The 20,386-nt window shown below is 44.1% G+C and carries 19 protein-coding genes; 8 read left to right on the top strand and 11 right to left on the bottom strand.

Features of this window, described 5'->3' with window-relative positions:
* Positions 1-112: 112 nt before the first annotated feature.
* Positions 113-955, top strand: coding sequence for a DNA ligase (locus AB4154_RS03230; protein WP_065584423.1), 843 nt, complete (start codon positions 113-115; stop codon positions 953-955).
* A 101-nt stretch (positions 956-1,056) separates the two neighbouring features.
* Here the strand turns inward: AB4154_RS03230 and AB4154_RS03225 are convergent, their stop codons facing one another.
* A complete protein-coding gene (locus AB4154_RS03225) occupies positions 1,057-2,427 on the bottom strand; it encodes an MATE family efflux transporter (protein ID WP_048611045.1) in 1,371 nt (456 codons plus the stop codon).
* A gap of 161 nt (positions 2,428-2,588) precedes the next feature.
* Between AB4154_RS03225 and AB4154_RS03220 the strand changes: the two genes are divergently transcribed.
* Positions 2,589-3,197: a riboflavin synthase gene (locus AB4154_RS03220; RefSeq protein ID WP_017063887.1), complete on the top strand. Its 609-nt coding sequence runs from the start codon at positions 2,589-2,591 to the stop codon at positions 3,195-3,197.
* Positions 3,198-3,305: 108 nt separating this feature from the next.
* On the opposite strand, the gene AB4154_RS03215 is transcribed toward AB4154_RS03220, so the two are convergent.
* Both AB4154_RS03215 and AB4154_RS03210 read right to left on the bottom strand, forming a co-directional pair.
* The gene (locus AB4154_RS03215) at positions 3,306-3,509 is read right to left on the bottom strand and encodes a CPXCG motif-containing cysteine-rich protein (RefSeq protein WP_017059600.1); all 204 of its coding nucleotides are present in this window, start codon (positions 3,507-3,509) and stop codon (positions 3,306-3,308) included.
* Positions 3,510-3,572: 63 nt separating this feature from the next.
* A complete protein-coding gene (locus AB4154_RS03210; protein WP_017059601.1) occupies positions 3,573-4,439 on the bottom strand; it encodes a fructosamine kinase family protein in 867 nt (288 codons plus the stop codon).
* 585 nt (positions 4,440-5,024) lie between these two features.
* On the opposite strand from AB4154_RS03210, the gene AB4154_RS03205 reads away from it, so the two are divergent.
* Positions 5,025-5,369, top strand: coding sequence for a DUF3802 family protein (locus AB4154_RS03205; RefSeq protein WP_010440912.1), 345 nt, complete (start codon positions 5,025-5,027; stop codon positions 5,367-5,369).
* 107 nt (positions 5,370-5,476) lie between these two features.
* Here AB4154_RS03205 and AB4154_RS03200 read toward each other — a convergent pair whose 3' ends face one another.
* Positions 5,477-5,962, bottom strand: coding sequence for a C40 family peptidase (locus AB4154_RS03200; RefSeq protein ID WP_017059602.1), 486 nt, complete (start codon positions 5,960-5,962; stop codon positions 5,477-5,479).
* A gap of 104 nt (positions 5,963-6,066) precedes the next feature.
* Between AB4154_RS03200 and AB4154_RS03195 the strand changes: the two genes are divergently transcribed.
* Positions 6,067-8,112 carry a methyl-accepting chemotaxis protein gene (locus AB4154_RS03195; protein ID WP_372122166.1) on the top strand — a complete coding sequence of 682 codons (2,046 nt, stop codon included), beginning with the start codon at positions 6,067-6,069 and terminating at the stop codon, positions 8,110-8,112.
* Positions 8,113-8,318: 206 nt separating this feature from the next.
* Here the strand turns inward: AB4154_RS03195 and AB4154_RS03190 are convergent, their stop codons facing one another.
* Positions 8,319-9,122: a sterol desaturase family protein gene (locus tag AB4154_RS03190; RefSeq protein ID WP_372122164.1), complete on the bottom strand. Its 804-nt coding sequence runs from the start codon at positions 9,120-9,122 to the stop codon at positions 8,319-8,321.
* Between the two features lie 68 nt (positions 9,123-9,190).
* Here AB4154_RS03190 and AB4154_RS03185 point away from each other — a divergent pair, with 68 nt between their 5' ends.
* Both AB4154_RS03185 and nagK read left to right on the top strand, forming a co-directional pair.
* A complete protein-coding gene (locus AB4154_RS03185; protein WP_080582212.1) occupies positions 9,191-9,937 on the top strand; it encodes a tRNA-uridine aminocarboxypropyltransferase in 747 nt (248 codons plus the stop codon).
* Between the two features lie 163 nt (positions 9,938-10,100).
* Positions 10,101-11,009, top strand: coding sequence for an N-acetylglucosamine kinase (gene nagK, locus AB4154_RS03180; RefSeq protein WP_017059606.1), 909 nt, complete (start codon positions 10,101-10,103; stop codon positions 11,007-11,009).
* Positions 11,010-11,183: 174 nt separating this feature from the next.
* Here nagK and AB4154_RS03175 read toward each other — a convergent pair whose 3' ends face one another.
* From AB4154_RS03175 to AB4154_RS03150, 6 genes are all read right to left on the bottom strand, one after another.
* Positions 11,184-11,450 (bottom strand): DUF2960 family protein, encoded by a 267-nt coding sequence (locus AB4154_RS03175; protein ID WP_017063882.1) that lies wholly within the window; start codon positions 11,448-11,450, stop codon positions 11,184-11,186.
* Between the two features lie 299 nt (positions 11,451-11,749).
* Positions 11,750-13,567 (bottom strand): bifunctional molybdopterin-guanine dinucleotide biosynthesis adaptor protein MobB/molybdopterin molybdotransferase MoeA, encoded by a 1,818-nt coding sequence (locus tag AB4154_RS03170; protein WP_017071478.1) that lies wholly within the window; start codon positions 13,565-13,567, stop codon positions 11,750-11,752.
* Positions 13,567-14,151, bottom strand: a complete 585-nt coding sequence (mobA, locus tag AB4154_RS03165; RefSeq protein ID WP_050634342.1) for a molybdenum cofactor guanylyltransferase MobA — start codon at positions 14,149-14,151, stop codon at positions 13,567-13,569. The genes AB4154_RS03170 and mobA overlap by 1 nt, the downstream gene beginning before the upstream one ends.
* The gene (locus AB4154_RS03160) at positions 14,129-14,848 is read right to left on the bottom strand and encodes an energy-coupling factor ABC transporter ATP-binding protein (RefSeq protein ID WP_017059609.1); all 720 of its coding nucleotides are present in this window, start codon (positions 14,846-14,848) and stop codon (positions 14,129-14,131) included. Before AB4154_RS03160 ends, mobA begins: the two co-directional genes overlap by 23 nt.
* 10 nt (positions 14,849-14,858) lie before the next feature.
* A complete protein-coding gene (locus AB4154_RS03155; protein WP_017059610.1) occupies positions 14,859-15,557 on the bottom strand; it encodes an ABC transporter permease in 699 nt (232 codons plus the stop codon).
* Between the two features lie 210 nt (positions 15,558-15,767).
* Positions 15,768-16,574, bottom strand: coding sequence for a substrate-binding domain-containing protein (locus AB4154_RS03150; protein ID WP_017068185.1), 807 nt, complete (start codon positions 16,572-16,574; stop codon positions 15,768-15,770).
* A gap of 302 nt (positions 16,575-16,876) precedes the next feature.
* Here AB4154_RS03150 and AB4154_RS03145 point away from each other — a divergent pair, with 302 nt between their 5' ends.
* The gene (locus AB4154_RS03145) at positions 16,877-18,340 is read left to right on the top strand and encodes a sigma-54-dependent transcriptional regulator (protein ID WP_372122162.1); all 1,464 of its coding nucleotides are present in this window, start codon (positions 16,877-16,879) and stop codon (positions 18,338-18,340) included.
* A complete protein-coding gene (locus AB4154_RS03140; RefSeq protein WP_017059613.1) occupies positions 18,330-20,357 on the top strand; it encodes a cache domain-containing protein in 2,028 nt (675 codons plus the stop codon). The genes AB4154_RS03145 and AB4154_RS03140 overlap by 11 nt, the downstream gene beginning before the upstream one ends.
* Positions 20,358-20,386: the final 29 nt, after the last annotated feature.

Here is a 20,386-nt window from a genome sequence, read left to right as displayed (position 1 = left end):
TAAGGTTGATGAGTGGATCGCATCTTCTAGCAAAGGTTGTCTACCTACGTGTCAGAACGCTTAGGATTAAAGGCGTTTGTTGACTACTACAGATATCAATACGGAGCAGATGATGAGATTAACTAAATTGGCGATAGCAACTCTATGGGCGTGTTCGCTTTCTTCTCATTCATCCTATTTACCTCCCGACCATTTGGTACTGGCCAATACATACCAACAAGGCATTGATGTTTCTGAATACTGGAAGAGTGAAAAGCTTGATGGGATTCGGGCTCTTTGGGACGGACAACATCTTTATACACGCAATGGTAATCGCATTTACTCACCCAAGTGGTTTACTGAAAACTTGCCTAAGGTCCATCTCGAAGGAGAGTTGTGGGCAGGAAGGGGCAAGTTCCACCTTGTTCAATCTACCGTTCTCGATCATACGCCGAGTGACACAGCATGGCGCCAAATCGATTTCATGCTGTTTGATATGCCAGGCGCTGCGGGAGATTATCAAAAGCGCTATTACAACATTTTGCATTGGGTAAGCGTGATTGGAGAATCTCATGTCAGCTACATAGAACATGTACCAATTCACAGTGAAGAGGCTTTGTTTCATCAACTTGATAATGTCGATGAGCGTAATGGCGAAGGTTTGATGCTTAGAAAAATCACCAGTCGTTATCAAGCAGGCCGAAGTAATGATTTGTTAAAACTGAAAAGGCATCATGATGCCGAAGCCACAGTTATTGGCTACAAGGGTGGGACAGGGAAGTATAAAGGGATGATGGGTTCAATCTTGGTTCACACAGAAGAGGGTGTGGAATTTTATATAGGCAGCGGGTTCAGTGACCAAATGAGACTCGCACCGCCAGAGATCGGCAGCCGTATTACCTTTCGTTACAATGGTTTTACTCAAAACGGAAAACCCAAGTTTGCGCGCTTTGTTCGAGAGAAGAGTGAATATTAAGGCAGATACGATCTACCTGACCATTAAACGAAAAAGAGCCCTGAAAATCAGAGCTCTTTTTTTTATTCGAAATCAGATAGACCGACTTAGCGAGTACGAATCTAGCGAGAACTAAATTCTAACTGAACGTCATCGTCCTGCTTGTGCATCCAGTGTAGACGCATACCCAGCATAATCGCGGCTGACGTTAGACCGACGATGAAACCAATCCAGAAGCCGTGCGCGCCCATAGGTTCAACAATCCAATCTTTCATTCCTAAGATGTAGCCGATAGGAAGGCCAAGCAACCAGTAAGCAACGAAGGTAATGTTGAAGATTGAACGCATGTCTTTGTAGCCACGCAGAGCACCTGCAGCGATAACTTGGATGGCATCAGTACATTGATAAACCGCCGCGAACAACAGCAACTGCATTGCAACGGTAATTACCGCAGTGTTCTCTGTGTAAAGTAATGCAACCTGTTCTCTGAACAGGACAGTTAACGCCGCTGTCATTAAGGCTGTCACTAAACCAACAATGATACCCACGTGTGTCGCGATCTTCGCACCTTCGGTGTTGTTTTCGCCCAACTTATGGCCAACACGAATACTCACGGCTGCACCGATACTCATTGGAATCATGAAGACCAGCGAAGAGAAGTTGATCGCGACTTGGTGCGCGGCAACAATCAATGAACCCAATGGTGCAACTAACAGAGAAACCACCGCAAACAGAGTTACCTCGAAGAAGATAGCGGCCGCCACAGGGAAACCAAGTCTAAACAGACGAATTTGAGCTTTAAGTTGCGGTTTATGGAACGTACCGAAGATGTTGATTTTCGCCAAACGCTTTGATGTTAAAACGTAAGCGAATAGCAGTGCAAACATCACCCAATATACGATAGCCGTTGCAACGCCACAGCCAACACCACCCAGAGCAGGAGCACCAAGTTTTCCGTATACGAACATCCAGTTCAGCGGGATGTTTAATAGCAAGCCAATAAAACCAATCACCATCGCAGGCTTGGTTAAAGACATACCATCGGTAAAGCTTCGCAATGTTTGGAACAACAAAAACGCAGGTACAGCAAACATCACCGCATTCATATAGCCGATGGTCTTTTCCGCCATGAGTTGTTCAATGTCCATCCACTCCAATATCAATTGTGTTTGAAAAAGCACACCAATGATTGGAAGGGAGATGACGAGCGCTAAAAATGCGCCTTGTTGAATTTCGAATGGAATTTTTACTTGTCGACCAGAACCATTCAGTTGTGCAACGACAGGAACCAACGCCATCAATAGACCAACACCAAATAGGATTGATGGTAGCCAGATACTTGCTGCAATCGAAACCGCCGCCATATCGATAGCACTTACGCCACCGGCCATTACGGTATCAACAAAACCCATTCCAGTTTGTGCAACGGATGCGATCAATACTGGGGTCGCAAGTTTGATTAGATTCGAGGATTCTTCTTTGTAACGATGCACAAACAACTCCAAATAAGAGGGAAAATTAGAATAATAGTGTAGGAAAGGACATTCTGAAGGAATCAGAGACAATGATCTTAAGCTTCCACTGGACGAATCATAAAGAAATGTCACAATAACTGCTATGAAAAACTGTTATTAGAATGCTAAATAGGAATCTTATGTTTACAGGTATCGTTCAAGGTATGGCAACACTGGTTGCTATCAACAAAAAAGAGTCGTTTCAAACTCATACCATTGAGCTAAGCGATGAAATGGTTGAAGGATTAGCCATTGGTGCTTCAGTAGCTCATAACGGTTGTTGCTTAACGGTAACGGAAATTTCAGGTAACCAGATTGCTTTTGATTTAATGCAAGCGACATTGCGATTGACGAACTTAGGCCAACTGAATGTTGGTGACAAAGTGAATGTTGAGCGTGCAGCAAAGTTTGGTGACGAAATTGGCGGGCATAGCATGTCTGGCCACATTACTCTGATGGCTAACCTAGTCGATGTGATTAAAACAGAAAACAACCGTACACTTTGGTTCGAACTACCAGAAGAATCGATGAAGTACGTATTGAGTAAGGGTTACATTGGTGTTGATGGTTGTTCATTGACGATTGGTGAAGTGGAAGAGAACCGTTTCTCTGTTCACCTGATCCCAGAAACTCTGAATCGTACTCTGTTTGGCGGCCGTGAAGTAGGCGACCAAGTGAACATTGAGTTCGATCCACAAACGCAGGCAATTGTTGATACTGTCGAGCGTGTATTAGCGAACCAGAAATAGCCACTAAGCGCATTGAATCGGTGGCAATAAAATCACACCGATGACCAAATTAAAAAAGAGCACGTGAGGTGCTCTTTTTTGATCATGGTTTAAACGAGAAACTGATTGTCAGAATACTTGTTCATCATCGGCATCAATCGAAAGGTTGATTCTGTCTCTTACTTCGTCAACCTGCATATCCAAATGAATGGCATTGCAACACGCTGGACAATCATCATAGAAGTCTTGGCTACCATTAGATGCATCAAGCGTGATGTTAATACCGTGCCCACAATGCGGACAGGAGACATGTTTCTCTGTGTATTTATGCATGGCAAATTCTCCTCACTGTAACTGATACCAATCGTATTCGGTTATAAACAGCTGTAATTGGTATTAAACGGCCTGTATCTTCTGAATGCATGCTTCAGTGTGTGCTAAATATTCGCCGCCAAATTGATTGCAGTGGTTAAGAAGATGGTACAAGTTGTAAATGTCTTTCCGATCAGTATAGCCAACGTCGAGTGGATTGACGCTCTGGTAACCTTCATAAAACTCTTTAGGGAAACCTTCAAACAATTCAGTTAACGCCAAATCACACTCATGGTCCCCCCAGTAACAAGCAGGGTCGTAGCAAATTGGGCCAAACGCAGAGTTAGCAACATTGCCATTCCAAAGATCCCCATGAAGCAAAGAAGGGCGAGGGTTGTGGCCAGCAAGACGCATATTCACCACATCAACGATGTCATCGATATCACCAAACTCGATGCCTTTCTCTTTGAGCAGTTGCAGTTGGAAACCAATGCGTTGCTCAGAGAAAAAGCGACCCCATTTCTTATGCCAAGGGTTGGGTTGAAGTGTGCTGCCGATATAGTTGTCTTGGTCGCAACCAAACTCTTTTTGCTCGCCCCATTGATGAAGCCGCGCAAGCTGAACGCCGAAATCGAAGCTATTGTTGCCCGTCTCGAGCGGTTTGGTCGGCAAGTAATTCAGAATAATGAACGAGCACTCTTTGGTTTTGCCAATAAGCACCAACTCAGGAACGTAAACAGTGGAGGTTTCTCTTAACAAGCGTAAGTTCTCAGCTTCAATTTCAAACTTAGGTAAAAATTCTCGCTGATTCACTTTCACAAAGTAACGCTCATTACCATCGCTGATCATATAGCAATCGTTAATGTCGCCACCAGAAACCTTGGTACGTTCAGTAATCTGAAAGTTAAATAGAAGAGTATCTGAAAGTTGTTGAGAAATGGCCTGCCACATAGGAAATCCTCAAAGACTGAAAGTTAAAAAGATTGAAGGTTAGAAATACTGTTTGTTTAATAGCAATAGTTTAGGATAAATCTGAACAATTTATAGACGCACTCGTCAATGTTCTTAGCTCTTCTTCATCTTACGTAGAATCAATTGGCCGAATTGTGAACTTGAACTGATTCAAGCTCTTTGAAATACAAACATAAATTGAAAACCTGACGTGATGAAATAGTTTGGAACTGGTCTCACAATCGAAACGGTTTTGAACGCAACAAACTGGAAAAGTGATTTGAGCTTGTTATTGTCTAGCGACTAAATTAAATGAGCTTTTAGAGTTAGTTGAAAGGGCTATTGTTAACTGGCGCAATACTTTGCTTCAAAGTTTGTCTTACACTTTGTTGGCGTGAATTGACTTGTGTCGTAAGTAGGCAGGTATACCACATAAAGCTATATCGATTTAATTTTAAGCTGAAATACTAACTAGGATCATTTAAATGTAGTTTTGGGCAATAAAGTGATGACAAATAGCTTCATTTACATAGTATTAGGCAAGTACGTATTAATCTGCTCTAGAGCTTAAAACGGAGAATTATTGTGGTTGTAGAAACCGATGGCTATTTGGCTTTAATCGAGCACCTATCATTCAACCTTGATGTGTTTACCAATAGTAATGGTGATACTGGAAACGAAAGTGTCGAAGACATTGTTACCGACATGATTTCAACAAACATCATGGCTATTTTCGAGCAAAACCCAGAGTTGCATTCGAGCGTTCGTTTTCAACTTTTGAAAGAAGCAGATGCCGTAGTAGCGGATCTTGGTGAAGTATTAGCGGGTGTGTGGGCTAAGAAAGCGACTAACGAACAAATTGTATTCCTCGATGAGTACATCGCGTTAGTGAAGAACCTGTTTGATACTGCTGTTGCTAAATACGATTAACGGTTTGTTTGCTCATTTATCGTCGTAATTAATCAGCATAATAACAACGGGCGTTTAAGTCGTATCTTTCTAGAGTTACCTCGCTCAGCGGTTTATCTTTCGAACCGCTATAAACGCCTAAAGTGCCAAAACTTGGATGCCCAGTAAGGGTTATCTAACCTAGAAATAATGACACCTTTCGATGTCGAGGCATGTAGAAATTGGTTGTTTCCTAAATAAACGCCTACATGTCGCACCGTCATCGAAGTCTTGAAAAACACCAAGTCACCGCTTGTTGCCTGCCCATACGCAATTTCTTTTCCCTTTTTACTCTGGTCTTTTGTGGTTCTTGGTAGAGCTTGTTGAGTCGCATTTTGCACGGCGATTTGAACAAAAGCAGAGCAATCTATACCTCGAAATGAGGTCCCACCGAAATGGTATGGCACGCCTTTCCACTGTTCATACACGCTCATATAAGCGTTTGTAGTCAATTGTTCTGACTTTGATAGGGGTTTCTGTGCGGTTTGACTAAGCTGAGAAGGCGAAGGTGACGAGCTACAAGCAGCCAATGTTGCTAAAGTTATTGTAACTACAGCCATTTTTCTGATTTTCATATGTAACTCTTCTGACAAAAAACTGAAATAAAAACGTCATCAAGGACTTCTAGTATACGACCTAACTTAAGGATATCTCTTTTCGTAGTCAAACTGGATTCCACATGCCCGACACAAATTTATCAATAAAACCCTCACGTTATACATTCTCGCTCATTCAAACCGTCACTGCTGTATTTATTTCCATTCTTTTACTTGTTACTTTTTTATCAATGGTTAGCATTCGGGGCGTTGAACGGGTCGGGGGACATTTTGATGCACTCTCGGAACAAGCATTACCCCTTGCTCTACATAACGCCGAATTAACGCAAAGCGTATTAGAACAAGTAAAACTTCTCACTTACAGCACCCAATCAACCGACTTAGATACACTGAATGCCACAAGGGGCTCAATTGACCAACTCGCGACAGAGAGCAATACCACGCTAGAGGAACTTCTTTTTATTTCCCAATCTTTTCCTGATGCGATCTCTTTAGAGCAACAACAAATCCTTGTCGATGACATGGCGCAACTGCAAGCTATGACCAACACGGTACTGCTGGCGCAGATTGAGATTCAAAGTAAGCAAAATCTGATCGACAGTAAAATGGGCGAGTTCCGTTATGGCGTTGGATCTATCGGACCAGAAATGAATCGAATCAGCTCATTCTTGGTTGAAGACAACCCAGAAGCGAGCGATGCAGCGAACCGATTCACATCCAGTGCGTCTGCTATGGCGAACACCTTCTTGATGTTGATGATGCAACCTGACATTGATAAAGCACAAGACGAATACCGTCAATTGAGAAACCGAATCGCAGGCCTTAACTTGGCTTACAGCGATTTTGCCGATTGGCATCCAGACATCGTTGAGTTCGCGAGCTTGACGGCGCCTTACGAGATGGTGAAAGAAGGCTTTACCGAAGAAGGCGTGATCAAACAGATCCTCTTGAAACTCGAACTGGTTCAGCAGCAAGAGCAGAACTTAACGCAAGTTATCACCCTCGCGAATACAGTCATAAGCACATTGAATCAGTTGTCTTCTACCGCTTCCCATCTGATTGATGAAAGCGAACTGGTTGTAAATCAAACCATCACCAATATTGATCGTGTGTTGTTTATCAGTGGGCTGGTTATTGCCGTAATCATTGTGATTTCATGGTTCGTGTTACGCCGTTGGATGAATAAAGGGCTAAAAAACATTACTCAACAGTTGAGTTCACTTGCAGATCATGACTTCTCTAAACAGAGTGAATTGCTTGGGCCGCTAGAGCTGCAAGTTATCACTTCAAAACTCAATACGGTCGTTGATTCCACCGCGGACTCGGTTCGTTTAGTAACGCGTAACTGTGAGACGCTTTATCAAACGGCTGAAGTAAGCCATGACGCTGCAGAGCAAACCAATTCGAGCTTGAACGAACAGAACGAATCACTTCAGAATATGATCACCACCATTACTGAGCTGGAAGCATCGATTGGTGAGATTGCTCGTATTTCTAACGCATCGAACGACGATGCTCAAATAGCAGAAGATGAGTCAGTGAGTGGCAGCCAAGTGGTTGGCCTTAACCAACAACGATTACAAGCGCTTGAGCAATCTCTTAGCATGAGTGAAGAGTCGATGGCTGACTTGGATGGTCAAGTGAAACAGATTCGTGAAATGGTCGATATGATCAGCGGAATCGCTGAAAACACCAACTTATTGGCACTGAACGCTGCGATAGAAGCGGCGCGAGCAGGTGAACAAGGTCGAGGTTTTGCGGTAGTTGCAGACGAAGTGCGTAAATTGGCGAGCGGCACATCCCAGCAAACCACCAATATTCGTAGCATGATGAACGAACTAGTAGCGGCAGCCGATCGCTCACGTGCTTCTGTAACGGAATCGAGAAGTGAGATGGCCAATGCACTGGAAACCAGTGGCGATGTAAGACAAGCCTTCGAGAAAATCGAATTTGCGGTTAGCCAGATCAAAGGGCGTGTTGAGCAAATCATGGTGGCTACCGAAGAACAAGCTCGTGCAACTGTCGATGTTACCCATTCAATCACTCGAGTATCTGAGCAGGGCGAGAATACTAAGCTGCAACTTGAATCTATGATCGAGAGTTCAGAGCAAGTCGGAGAGATAGCAGGGCACCAACAAGCCATGCTTCATAAGTACGTGCTGAAATAGACGAGCGTGATAGTTAAGCTAGTGTGCGAAAGAGTTTAAGCACTAGCAGTACTTAATCATTAACTACGCTTATAACGACTATCGATACAGAAGCGCCCTTAAGTTCTCACAAGAATCTAAGGGCGTTTTGTTTTCGGATTAAGATAACTTTGGTATTAAGCTAAGGTTGGTCTCAATATAAGCTTGAGACTCAACTGAATTCGAACTTAATCTTTCGTTGTCGGGAATCGTGCAAATGGCTGACGTAACATTAAATCTAGCCGTTGCTCTTTACCATCTTGAATCTCGGGAACACCAATATGCACCTTGTCATGACCAAGCTTGGGTTGGGCGCGGTAAGTCTTAAACCAGATGTCCCACACTGATAAAAAGAAGCCAAAGTTTGAGTGCGTTTCCTTAACAATGACCGAGTGATGAACGCGGTGCATGTCTGGTGTCACAATCACTTTACGAAGCTGCTTGTCGAACCATAAAGGTAAACGACCGTTGCTGTGATTGAACATAGCACTCACATTAAGCACAACCTCGAATATCACAACCGCTAGTGCGGGCACACCCAATACGAAAATCAACGCGACTTTAATTAACATAGATAAAATCACCTCGATGGGGTGGAAGCGGGTACCAGTTGTGACATCGATATCTAAATCGGCATGATGGACGCGATGAAGTTTCCACAGGACAGGGATACGGTGGAAGACTAAATGTTGAGTGTAAATGGCAAGATCTAATAACACGACACAAAGGAACACGGTGATTTCAAAGGGTAGGCGAATGTTATTGAACAGACCCCATTGATTTTGTTCCGCAATCAGTGCCGCTTGAAATGCCGCAACAGGTATTAATGTCGCCAATAAAACACTGTTAAGCGCCATTAATGAGAAGTTATTTCCCCAACGAAACCATTTATTTTGAGTCAACGTTTTTCTTGGCGCACGATATTCCCACAACGCACACAAAACAAAAGCGCTAATAAAGAAAACAAGGCGAAGCAGTGATGGGTCTTGCATGGGAATTCCTTCTATCATTCTAGGGACACTGTAAGTACAATCGTGCCACTTTTCTAGATTTATCGTTATTGTCCATGAGAATCCACGCTTTTCACCGTTTATATCAACACCGTTTGTCTCTTTCTACCAAGCCGTTTAACGCGCGCGGGTGTAAAGTGGTTCGATGTCAGTTCTGTAAAATCAAACAAGACAGCTGTATCTGTGAACATCAACCAGACGTAAATACGAACGTCGCGACCATGTTGATCTTATCGGACAACGAAATACTCAAACCAAGTAATACCGGCCGTTTAATCCTTGATACCGTTAAAGACAGCTATGCCTACCTTTGGCACCGCACTGAACCAAATCAAGAGATGCTTGATGTGCTGAAAGACGATAAATATCAGCCAGTCGTGGTCTTTCCTGAAGATTATACCGATGACAAATCGCGTGTGGTTGCAGATCTTGCTGAAATGCGAGATTCGAACAAGACGTTGCTGCTGATCTTTATTGATGGTAGTTGGCGTGAAGCACGACGTATTTTCCGTCGTTCAGAGTATCTGCAAGACTTACCGGTGTTGTCGATCGAACCAGAATCGGTTTCGCAATACATGATGCGTAAGTCAGACAACGAACAACATCTCTCGACTGCAGAAGTAGCGAGCTTGGTTTTGAAACAGGCTGGTGAAGAGCAGGGCGCAAAGACTTTACAGCTGTGGTTTGAGACATTTCGTGAAAGCTACATGCTAAGTAAGACGCGTTATAAGTCCGATCCAACCAAACCAAGCCTGAACGCTTTCATAGAGCACACTAAAAATGAGACGTCACTCTAACCTTTAACCGCTTTGTGCTGACTTGTTGTTCAAACAGATTCGAACACGAGATAAGTTTGTTATCCATCACGGTTTGTAGGGGGAGTGTTATGGATAATGCGTCCTAGATGTTTAATTTGAAAAATTTATTTGCCCGAATTTAGGGAAAAATTGGAGAGATTTCATGTATTACGGCTTCGATGTTGGCGGCACAAAAATTGAATTTGGTGCGTTCAATGAAAAACTTGAGCGAGTAGCAACAGAACGCGTACCAACGCCTACTGAAGATTATCAACTGCTACTTGATACGATTGCCGGTTTGGTGAAGAAGTACGACAGTGAATTTTCTTGCGAAGGTAAAATTGGTCTTGGTCTTCCTGGTATGGAAGATGCTGACGACGGCACAATGCTGGTTGTTAACGTGCCAGCTTCAACGGGGAAACCACTACGTAAAGACCTAGAAGCACTTATTGGTCGTAGTGTGAAAATTGAAAATGATGCGAATTGCTTTGCGCTTTCAGAAGCGTGGGATGACGAGCTTAAAGACGAACCATCAGTAGCAGGCCTAATTCTAGGTACTGGTTTTGGTGGCGGGTTAGTTTACGAAGGCAAAGTGTTCTCTGGTCGTAACCACGTTGCTGGTGAACTGGGCCATATGCGTCTTCCTATTGATGCTTGGTTCCACCTTGGCGACAACGCACCGTTACTCGGTTGTGGTTGTGGCAAGAAAGGTTGTCTAGACAGCTACCTATCAGGTCGTGGCTTTGAATTGATTTACGAGCACTACTTCGGCGAGAAGAAGAAAGCAATCGAGATCATTCAAGCGTACAACGAAGGTGAAGCAAAAGCGGCTGATCACGTTGATCGTTTCATGGAGCTATTGGCTATCTGTTTCGCGAACCTGTTTACCGGTCTTGATCCACACGTAGTTGCATTGGGTGGCGGTCTTTCAAACTTCGAACTTATCTACGAAGAGATGCCAAAGCGTATCCCTAAATACCTACTGTCTGTAGCGAAATGTCCAAAGATCATCAAAGCGAAGCATGGTGATTCAGGCGGCGTTCGTGGTGCTGCATTCCTTAACATTAAGTAATCGTGACTTAAGCTAGCTAAGGTTAGATAGTTAAAAAGTACAAATAAAAATGCCGCAATCTCGAAAGAGGTTGCGGCATTTTTTATTGTTCGGTGCTTTGGTTTCTTTAGCTGTTAGCTGTTAACTACAAACGAAAAGCTAGAAACGACATATCAAGAAAAGAGCCAAGAGGGCTTACTTCTTCTTTTTACCAACACCAAGATTGTCTTTTTGCTTCAACGTAAGCTTAGTAAAGCCAAGCTTGCGGAAGTAGTTGTCTTGGTAGTTGCGAACCGCTTTAGTATCAGAAATCAACTCAAGCTGTTGCTCAGTTTTTAGATACTCAGAGATATCGATGCCTTCAGCTGCAGCAACAGCTTCTTGGATCGTGCGGTGTTCTTGTTTTGAAAACAGTAACTCTTTGTCTTCGTCTTTGTAAGTGTACAGAATGGTACGAGCCATGGTTGCTCTCCAATAGAATTATTACTTTGCGCGCACTCTACATAAAAACCGTACGTGGCTCAAGGTAATGGTAAGAAATCTTAAGATTATCGTTCTAAACGTTTAGCGTAATTTAAGCTATTTGTCTTTTAGGAAACGAACAGGTTGTTTTTTCACGAACGAAAAAAACAAAAGCCCCTTAACATTGAAAAATCTATATAGGGGCTTCGTTTATGTTTTGGCGAAGATCTTCCAAATCATTTAAAAAGCAGCTAAGTTAATTAAAAAGCTGCTAAGTCAATTTAGGTGTTTGTTTTGAATCAAACGCGACCTTGCAGAGGAATGATCGTCACTGTCTCGCCAACTTTCACAGTATCAACTGCTGGAGAGATTTCGATTAAGCAGTTCGCTTCACTCATTGAACGCAGAATACCTGAACCTTGCTTGCCCGTTGTTTTCACTTCAAGCACGCCAGATTCATTCATCGAGAACACACCACGGCTAAATTCAGTACGGCCTTGGCGTGAGCGCAGTTGTTCAGTTGCTACAGCATTTGCTTTTACTGGTGTCCAGTTCGTTTGACCTTGAAGCTTGCGGATCGCAGGCTCAACAAAGTTAATGAATGACACCATCACAGCAACAGGGTTACCCGGTAAACCAAAGAACGGCTTGTTCTCAATCTTACCGTAAGCCAATGGGCGACCTGGACGCATGTTGATACGCCAGAAGTTGATTTCACCCAGTTTATCTAACGCAAGCTTGATGTAATCCGCATCACCAACAGACACACCACCAGAAGTCAAAACCATATCGGTTTCAAGCGACGCAGAATGCAGCACATCCATCATCTTCTGCTCATCATCTTCAATGATGCCGTAATCGACGATGTCACAGCCGAGCTTTTGAAGCATGCCGATAATAGTAAAACGATTTGAGTCATAGATAGAGTTTGGTTTTTGCTCGTGACCCGGCGCTTGAACTTCATCACCCGTAGAGAACACACCCACTTTCACTTTACGCAGAACAGGGCAGGTACCAAAACCTAACGACGCCATCATGCCCATTTCTGGCGCTTCAATGCGTGTGCCACGTGTAAAGACAGGTTGGCCGATTTCTAAATCTTCACCTGCCATACGGACATTTTGTCCAACCGAGATTTTAGCATCAGGGAAGCTAACTTTATCGCCATCTTGGACGGCTTGTTCACGCATCACGACAACATCAACGCCTTCTGGCATTGGTGCGCCGGTCATGATTTTAACGGCTTCACCTTGTTGCACGATTTGCTCGTAGCTGTGACCCGCCATGACTTCAGCAACGATGTTGTAACTGTCCAATTCTAGATCTTCACTACGAATTGCATAACCGTCCATTGCAGAGTTGGTATTCTGAGGAACGTTGATTGGCGAAATCACATCTTCAGCCAGCACGCGGCCGTAGCCTTGCAGTAATTCAACACTCTCTGTGAGATCGAGTGCGTCAATGCTATCAACAATCTTTTGTTGGCCTTGAGTAACGGTTAAACCTGCAGGAGAGAACGAATCACAACAAACAGCTGGCGCTGCGTCTTTTGAAGGTGAGCATGACACGGCTCTGCCTGTTGTAGAGACAAGGTCAAAGGACTGCGCGTAATCGATGATGAAATCACGAATCGCTTCTAAGTCGCTGATCGCCATTTGTGGCAGCTCTGATTCAACTTGGCTGTCTGCCGCGATAGCAATAATGTTGTTATCGTTTGGATATAACCAAGGTTTGCCCACTTCATCTCGGTGCAGTTCAATTTTAGGGAAGGCGATGTTCTTACAGCCTTCAACCAAAATCAGATCAAGCGTGTTGGTATCAAATCGAGTCAGCAGGTAATAAAAATCTGCTTCGGCTTCTGGTGTTTCTGTCATCATCACGTGACGATTACGAGAAGCAATCAACATTTGGTTCGCGCCCGCTTTACGTAAGCGGTAACTGTCTTTACCCGGCTTATCGACATCAAAATCGTGGTGAGCATGTTTTAACACGCCAACTTTTAAACCCGCATCAGTCAACAGAGGAAGCAGGGCTTCAAGTACGGTCGTTTTGCCTGTACCGCTATAAGCAGCAAAGCCCAATAAAGGAAGGTTAGGGCGTTGTTTAGAATCTTTCATTATTGAAGCGTTCCGAATTGGGTGAGTTCTTCTGGCGTGTTGAGATTAACAAAGCAGTTAGGAGAATCGCTGAAATCAACGTATTCGGTAACACACTCTTTGTATAGCAAGATGATTTTACGATCACCACGTTCCAAAAACGCTTCTAACTTTGGTAGAACACGCTTGTGGAATAGGGTGAATACAGGTTGCTTAAATTCGCCATCATGCGCGACAAGAATGTCGCTGTCTTCTTTAACTGCAGAACAAAAACGCTCAACAAGGTCGTCACTGATTTGTGGGCTGTCGCACGGGACAAAGCCAACCCAGTCGGTGTTCGCGTTTTTAAGGCCAGCATGAATGCCACCCAACGGACCCGGGTAGTCAGGGAAAGAATCGGAAACAACCGGAGCAAATGCTTTATAACTGTCTAAGTTACGATTGGCATTGATAGTGATGCTGACATCTTGTTGTGACAGCTTGTTTATAACGTATTGAATAAGCGGAGAACCGTTGAGCTCAACGAGTCCTTTATCTTTTCCGCCCATACGGCTGGCCTGTCCGCCAGCCAAAATAACCCAACTAGTTTGCGTTGGAAGCAACATAAATATTCTCTTGTGCTTTATCTTTCTGAATAACTTGCAGAAGCGGGGATTCGGTCAAAGTATTGTCTTTGATCCACCACTGCTTCTTACATAAATCGGTTAACGCGTTAGTTTGGTGACTGGTGATGACTAAACTCGCGCCTCTCTGAAGAAGATCTTCGGCCATAATCACCAATCTTTCAATAGATTCTTTGTCTAAAGAAGCACTTGGTTCATCCATAAGCAAGATTGAAGGCTTAAGAATCCAAGCTCGAGCCATTGCTACGCGTTGACGCTCACCGCCAGACAACACAGAAATATGCTCATCTGCCAGGGTTTCTAAACCTACCATTCTCAATGCATTAATTATTTGAGCTCGCTTATCTTTTTGGCTCTCTTTGTTAAAGCGAATGCCATAAGCGACATTTTGGTACACCGAGCCATCAAAAAGATAGGGGGTTTGATGCAGGTAGATAATGTCTTTGAACTTGAGCCTAGGGAATAAGATCTGCTGCCAGCTTTGTGTCGGAGACTGAATGCGGCCAGAGCTGGGCTGAATCAATCCAGACAATATTTTAAGTAGGGTCGTTTTACCCACACCATTATCTCCTTTGAGATAAATGGCATCGTTGGGGCCGATCGACAATTCGGGAATATGGAACAAAACACGCTCTTTGTAGCGCATTGAAATTTGCTGCGTTGTTATTTTTATACTCATGACAGCGTTCCTAAGTTCTTAAATAGCCTTTTCCTCTCACACTGGAAAGGAAAAAGTTAAGGGCTAATGCCAATGCTAATAACACCATACCGAGGGCGACGCCTTGAGCGAATGCGCCTTTGTGGCTTTCCATAGCGATAGCTGTTGGGATGTTTCTTGTCATCCCCATAATGTTGCCACCGACCATCATTGAACAACCAACCTCAGTGACGATACGAGAGAAGGCAGCGATAGTTGCAGCTAAAAGAGGGAAGCGCGTTTCCCAAATTAACGTACACGCCACACGAGTCGTTGATACGCCAAGCGTGCGCGCCGTTTCAACCGCTCGGCGGTCACTGGCCTGCAGAGCGCCGTGCATCATCGCGACTAGGATTGGGAAACAGATCAGCATCTGACCTAGAATCATCGCCTTTTGGGTGAACAGTAATTCCCAATCACCTAACGGGCCAGAGCGAGAGAGCATCATGTACATCAACAAACCGATAACCACGGTTGGGATAGCTTGCAGGGTGTTGATCACCGATAATAATGCCCACTTCCCGGGGAACTCGGTATAAGCCAATAAGAAAGCCATGATGATTGCAGGAATAATCACTAATGAGATGGCGGACAAAGATACGCTGAAAGATACCGCGACGATTTTCCACAATTCGTGGTCAAAACTCACTAGTAGGTTCATTGCATCAATCGTTGTTTGCCATAGGGTCATGAAGTATCTCGTGTGAATCGATAATAGGTCTTTATCGGTAATGACTGATGTTAATCATAGCTGACACAATATTATTGAGCCTATATTGGCCAGCTATTGTTTCTTTAAATGCTTCAGTTAACTGGTTAGTTAAGCGTAGTGCTAATTGGAATTAGTACTTACAACAAACCATTCTCAGCTTGTTATAAACGAATCTACGCTGACGAAAAACTACTCTGCGCTCGCTACAAACAGCTGTTTGCCATGCAGTTTAAAGTCGTTAATCAGTTTCTGACCTTTAGGGTTCACCAACCAATCACTGAATACTTTCGCTGCTTGGTAGTTAATGCTTGGGTAGCGCTCAGGGTTAACCAGAATCACTTGGTAAGGGTTAAATAGATTCTTGTCACCTTGGAAAAGGATTTTAAGATCCAGTTTGTTTTGGTAAGCCAACCATGTGCCACGGTCTGTCATGGTGTAGCCTTGCATTTCAGACGCCATGTTCAGAGTAGGGCCCATGCCTTGACCAACACTGCGGTAGCCACCAAAGTTTGGTTCCATTTTGGTCTGTGCCCAAATGCCCATCTCTTTCTTGTGCGTGCCTGAATCGTCACCACGAGACACAAACGTCGCGTTGTTGGTTGCGATTGCTTTGAATACATCAGCTACAGCTTTTTGAGATTCAATTTTTGCTGGGTCACTTTGAGGGCCCACAATCACAAAGTCGTTGTACATCAGCTTACGAGGTAAAACGCCGTAGCCTTTTTCTACGAAATTCGCTTCAGCTTTTGGTGCGTGAGTCATTACCAAATCAACATCACCATTTTCGCCCATGCGAAGTGATTTACCGGTACCCGCAGCTAGAACATCAACCTTGATACCAGAATCTTTTTCGAACTCAGGCAATAAGTAGTCCAGTAGACCAGAGTGATAAGTACTTGTGGTTGTCGCCAACTTAATATGAGTGGTGTCTTCCGCGCTGCTAGCCGTGTAACTGACGATAGATAGAGCTGCAATAGTTAGGGGAATTGCTTTCATTATTATTATGTCCATTCTGTTATAAATGAATGACATGCCTTCAATTTTAAAGGGCTCAAAGAGGGCATGTGCATAAGACGCTAATTGTTGTAATTAGAAATCTACACCTTATAAGCAATCTTAATGCCAACAAATAATGCATCAGATTTCTTTAAATTGCTGTTATTTCGGACAAAACTGAGTCTTTTACCCCGTTAAAATGAATCAAAACATGAGCTAGGACAAAATGTCGCACATTGTCCCTGTTGGAGAAAAGGTTAATTGGTACACTCTGTCCCAACTTTTCTCACCGGCTAATCATTATGTCTTTACCTAGTTCATCTGCATCCAATCTCAACCCGAACACATTGACTCAGTATCAGGCGTTTTCCGTCTTGGTGGTCGATGATGAATTGGGTATGCAGGCTATCTTAAAGAAAGCACTGGGTAAGTTCTTTGGCAAGGTGTCGAGCGCAGGATCGGTTGAAGAGGCTGAAACGCTGCGTTCGAGCGAACATTTTGATCTGATTGTCCTTGATATCAACCTACCAGGCCGCTCTGGCATTGAGTGGGAAGAGGCGTTTAACGACAACGACAAACGCGCCGATGTGATTTTCATGACGGGTTATGCCGATCTAGAGATGACCATATCCGCGCTTAAGCTTGGTGCTTCAGATTTTATTCTTAAGCCGTTCAACCTCGAACAGATGATACAAGCGGTTCTGCGTTGTATGGATAAGCGACTCGACCAAAGAATGCAGTACGCGTTGAAGCGTGATGTGAGTCGTCATATCAAGACTGAACTGATTGGCAATTCAGACAAGACCAAACAACTTAAATTGCTGATCAGTCAATTTGCACCGTCTCGAGCGTCCGTCTTGATAGAAGGTGAGTCGGGTACCGGCAAAGAGCTGGTTGCTCGTGGTGTACATGAAGCCAGTAAACGCACAGGTCCATTTGTGCCAATCAACTGTGGTGCGATTGCTCCAGAACTTCTAGAAAGTGAACTGTTTGGACATACATCAGGCGCATTTACTGGTGCGAAGAAAAACCGTGAAGGTCTTTTCCGAGTCGCAAGTGGTGGCACCTTGTTCCTTGATGAAATTGGTGAAATGCCACTGCCAATGCAAGCTGCATTGTTACGCGTGTTAGAGCAAAGAACCATTCGTCCAGTCGGTAGCGAGAAGGAAATTTCCGTTGACGTACGAGTGGTGGCGGCGACCAACCGAAATCTTCAAGAAGAGGTCGATAAAGGGCATTTCCGCCGCGATCTGTTCTACCGACTCAATGTACTTAAGATTGATGTGGTGCCATTGAGAGAGCGCCCGTCAGACCTGATTGAACTTGTTCCATACTTTACTCGTCTTTTATCGAGCGAGCTTGGCATGCCAGTTCCAAATTGGGCACATGAAGATATCTTGGCGTTGAACGAATACGAATGGCCGGGAAATATTCGTGAACTTAAAAACTTAGTCGAACGATGCATTCTTTTAGACAAGCCACCAGCACACTATTGGCGCGAGATTAATGGTGATGCTGTTCCCGCTAGTATTTCAGTGACGGTGTCACATGGTGCGGAAATGCCAAACTTGAATAATGCAGACGCTGCCGAGGGTTATCCAAACACTTGGACACTCAAAGAAGTAGAAAAATCTCATATAGAACAGCTGGTTAGTTTTCATGATGGCAATAAATCGGCAGCTGCAAGAGATCTTGGCGTCGCACGTAAAACGCTAGAGCGTAAGTACAAAGATTGGAACACAGAAGGCTCTGAATATGCCGATTAGACGTCGTTGGTGGTCAAAGTGGGCGTTCCGATTCAAAACCATGGTTCGCTACCGATTATTATTCCTAACATCAGCTCCGATCATTCTGACCTTGTGCGCGCTTGTGGCTATCACACTGTATTGGTCAATACATTACACGTGGCAGGGCGCTCTGATTGATGTTGATGAACGCTTGGATGTTGCCGATAACAGTATTCACCTGATCCAAAATCAGCAAGCATACAACGTTCGTGCGTTCGCCGAGTCTTATAACTTTCGAACCAAACTCGCGAGTGATCTTTCACACGAAGAGCTAACTCGCTGGGTGTCTGAGAACAAATCTCGCTATGAGCTCGATTTTCTGCGCTGGCGCAGTGTCGAGAGCATGGAAAAGAAACTCGAATATCTAAACTTAACTCACAAGCCTTCATTTTTCAGTGTCTTAAGCCGTAATGAACTCAATTATCTCGATCGTGACCTCGCTAAAAAAGCGGAAGTTCCGATGCTCAACGGGCAAGAGGTCGAGACTCGCGGATTGGTAAGCCGAACCGTTGTATCCATCAAAGATGAACATGATCATGTGATTGGTTTTCTGGATGGTGGGATCTTACTGAATAACAGTACTCAACTTGTTGACCAAATCAGTAACCTTATCTATCCACAACGAGAAGGTTTTAATCGTCATATAGGAACGGTCACGGTTTTCCTTGATGATCTTCGTGTTAGCACCAACGTGCCTTTGAGCAGTGAAGACAGTGTAGGGCGCGCCATTGGTACACGTGTTTCTCACGAGGTTCACTCGAAAGTCTTGAATGAAGGTAAAGAGTGGCTAGATCGAGCGTATGTTTACGATGCTTGGTACATCACAGCTTACCAACCAATCCATGACCAGTTTAATAATGTGATTGGTATGCTTTACACCGGTTATTTGATTTGGCCGCTGATAGAAACGTACTTGACCAACCTTGGCGAAATTAGCATTACCATTGTGTTGCTTCTGTTGGCATCCGGTTTGATCGTTCACCGTGGCGCACGTGATCTTTTCAACCCAATCGAACGCATTCATAAGGTCGTCAAGCTAGTCCAGATGGGGCAAGACAAGCGAATTGGTACGCTAGGTTTGGATGATCAACACGAACTGACACTGCTCGCTAAACAATTCGACAAGATGTTGGATCTACTGCACGAGCGCAATCAAGAGATTCAACAAGCGGCGTCTGAACTTGAGTGCAAAGTGCATTCTCGTACCGCGAGTTTGAAAGAGAAAACTGAAGAACTCGAACTGCACATCAAGCTTCTCAATCAAGCCAGAGATAAGCTGGTGGTCAATGAAAAACTGGCCGCGTTAGGTGAATTAACGGCAGGTATTGCTCATGAGATCAATAACCCAACCGCCGTGATTCTTGGCAACGTTGAACTGATGAAGTTTGAACTGGGCGATGAAGTGAGCCGTGTAGATGAGGAAGTCCACGCGATCATGGAGCAGATTGACCGAATTCGAAATATCACACGAAGCCTGCTTCAATACAGCCGTCACGGCGGCGTACAAGACGAAATTACGTGGCAACATATCAACCCAATAGTGGATGAAAGTATTACGCTCGTAAAAACAGGTGCGAAGAAGAAAGGCATTGTGTACGTATCGCAGCTGAACGCTAAAACCTCAGTCGAGGTCAATCGAAACCAATTGCTACAGATTCTGGTTAACCTACAAATGAACGCGATTCATGCAATGGACGGTCAGGGCACGTTAACCATTTCGAGTGAAGACTGGGTTGAAAATGGTGTGTCTCATGGCGCTATCGTTCATGTTCAAGATGAAGGCTGCGGTATTAAGGAAGAACAACTGAAACGTATCTTCTCGCCTTTCTATACCACCAAACGAGATGGCACGGGCTTAGGGTTGTCAGTATCTCAGAGTATCTTGAGCCAAACTGGCGGCGAGATCCGAGTTGAATCTGAGGTAGGTAAGGGAAGTTGCTTTAGTATCTATCTTCAACAGAAAGCGACACCTCAATTGCTTGTATCAAACCTATAAGTTCTAAGAACTCATTCACTGATATTATC

The sequence above is a fragment of the Vibrio sp. 10N.286.51.B11 genome (assembly GCF_041469245.1).
In the GTDB taxonomy this organism is placed as follows: domain Bacteria; phylum Pseudomonadota; class Gammaproteobacteria; order Enterobacterales; family Vibrionaceae; genus Vibrio; species Vibrio crassostreae_C.
Note: the sequence above shows the minus strand (reverse complement) of the source record. Positions and strands in the feature narration are given on the sequence as shown.

Excerpts from the sequence above, each read along its gene's own strand:
- AB4154_RS03230 (WP_065584423.1), top strand. The coding sequence starts at position 113 with ATGAGATTAACTAAATTGGCGATAGCAACTCTATGGGCGTGTTCGCTT.
- AB4154_RS03220 (WP_017063887.1), top strand. The coding sequence starts at position 2,589 with ATGTTTACAGGTATCGTTCAAGGTATGGCAACACTGGTTGCTATCAAC.
- AB4154_RS03215 (WP_017059600.1), bottom strand. The coding sequence starts at position 3,509 with ATGCATAAATACACAGAGAAACATGTCTCCTGTCCGCATTGTGGGCAC.
- AB4154_RS03210 (WP_017059601.1), bottom strand. The coding sequence starts at position 4,439 with ATGTGGCAGGCCATTTCTCAACAACTTTCAGATACTCTTCTATTTAAC.
- AB4154_RS03200 (WP_017059602.1), bottom strand. The coding sequence starts at position 5,962 with ATGAAAATCAGAAAAATGGCTGTAGTTACAATAACTTTAGCAACATTG.
- AB4154_RS03195 (WP_372122166.1), top strand. The coding sequence starts at position 6,067 with ATGCCCGACACAAATTTATCAATAAAACCCTCACGTTATACATTCTCG.
- AB4154_RS03190 (WP_372122164.1), bottom strand. The coding sequence starts at position 9,122 with ATGCAAGACCCATCACTGCTTCGCCTTGTTTTCTTTATTAGCGCTTTT.
- nagK (WP_017059606.1), top strand. The coding sequence starts at position 10,101 with ATGTATTACGGCTTCGATGTTGGCGGCACAAAAATTGAATTTGGTGCG.
- AB4154_RS03175 (WP_017063882.1), bottom strand. The coding sequence starts at position 11,450 with ATGGCTCGTACCATTCTGTACACTTACAAAGACGAAGACAAAGAGTTA.
- AB4154_RS03170 (WP_017071478.1), bottom strand. The coding sequence starts at position 13,567 with ATGAAAGATTCTAAACAACGCCCTAACCTTCCTTTATTGGGCTTTGCT.
- mobA (WP_050634342.1), bottom strand. The coding sequence starts at position 14,151 with ATGTTGCTTCCAACGCAAACTAGTTGGGTTATTTTGGCTGGCGGACAG.
- AB4154_RS03160 (WP_017059609.1), bottom strand. The coding sequence starts at position 14,848 with ATGAGTATAAAAATAACAACGCAGCAAATTTCAATGCGCTACAAAGAG.
- AB4154_RS03155 (WP_017059610.1), bottom strand. The coding sequence starts at position 15,557 with ATGACCCTATGGCAAACAACGATTGATGCAATGAACCTACTAGTGAGT.
- AB4154_RS03150 (WP_017068185.1), bottom strand. The coding sequence starts at position 16,574 with ATGAAAGCAATTCCCCTAACTATTGCAGCTCTATCTATCGTCAGTTAC.
- AB4154_RS03145 (WP_372122162.1), top strand. The coding sequence starts at position 16,877 with ATGTCTTTACCTAGTTCATCTGCATCCAATCTCAACCCGAACACATTG.
- AB4154_RS03140 (WP_017059613.1), top strand. The coding sequence starts at position 18,330 with ATGCCGATTAGACGTCGTTGGTGGTCAAAGTGGGCGTTCCGATTCAAA.